At 75.2% G+C, this 886-nt stretch carries 1 pseudogene; it reads right to left on the bottom strand.

From position 1 onward, the window contains the following. A pseudogene (locus BST27_RS32950) lies at window positions 1-886 on the bottom strand (PE family protein); the annotation flags it as partial.

Genomic DNA, 886 nt, shown 5'->3' with positions numbered 1-886 from the left:
CATCGCCACCGTTGCCTGCCACGCCACCGACGACCACGCCCTGCCCACCGGCTCCGCCGGTACCCGCTACACCGCCGTTGCCGCCCGCACCGCCAGCACCGCCGTTGCCACCGGCTTGACCCGCGGTTCCATCCTGGCTGGGGTCATTGGCGTTGGTGCCGTGCGCCCCGATAAATCCGTTGCCGCCGGCGCCGCCGTTTCCGCCGTTCCCAACCGACCCGCCGTCACCGCCACGGCCACCAGCACCGCCGTGGCCGCCCGGCTCGGTCGCTGAGGCGCCGACACCGCCGGCGCCGCCGTTGCCGCCGATATTCGGGGTGGTGCCCGCTGTGCCATTTGCACCGCTAGCGGCGCCGATGCCGCCTGCTCCACCGCTACCGGCCTGACCACCGGTACCGGGATTGCCGCCGTTACCGCCGTTGCCACCATTGCCGGCGACACCGCCGATGACCACGCCGTTGCCGCCGGTCCCGCCGTCGCCAGGTGCTCCACCGACTCCGCCGTTGCCGCCGGCGCCACCTTTACCGCTGGTGCCGACGCCAAGTGCGGTGCCTCCGAGGCCGCCCGCGCCGCCGTTGCCACCGTTGCCGCCGCTACCACCATTGCCCCCGGCCAAGCCGGGACCGCCAGCGGCACCGGCGATGCCGGCGCTCCCCTTCCCACCGTGGCCGCCAGCCCCTCCGACACCGCCGTTGCCGGAGATCGTCCCGCCGTTTCCGCCGGCTCCTCCGGCTCCGCCGGACCCGCCCGCGTTTCCGTTCGCTCCCGGGGCACTCACGGTTGCCCCTGCCAGGCCATCGCCGCCGGCGCCACCGGTACCGAATAGCCCAGCGGCACCGCCGGCACCACCGTCCTGGCCCGATCCGCCGGATCCGCCGGCCCCACC

Origin of the sequence: Mycobacterium intermedium (assembly GCF_002086275.1) — a bacterium.
Classification (GTDB): Bacteria; Actinomycetota; Actinomycetes; order Mycobacteriales; family Mycobacteriaceae; genus Mycobacterium; species Mycobacterium intermedium.
This window is presented reverse-complemented; position numbering and strand designations above follow the sequence as displayed.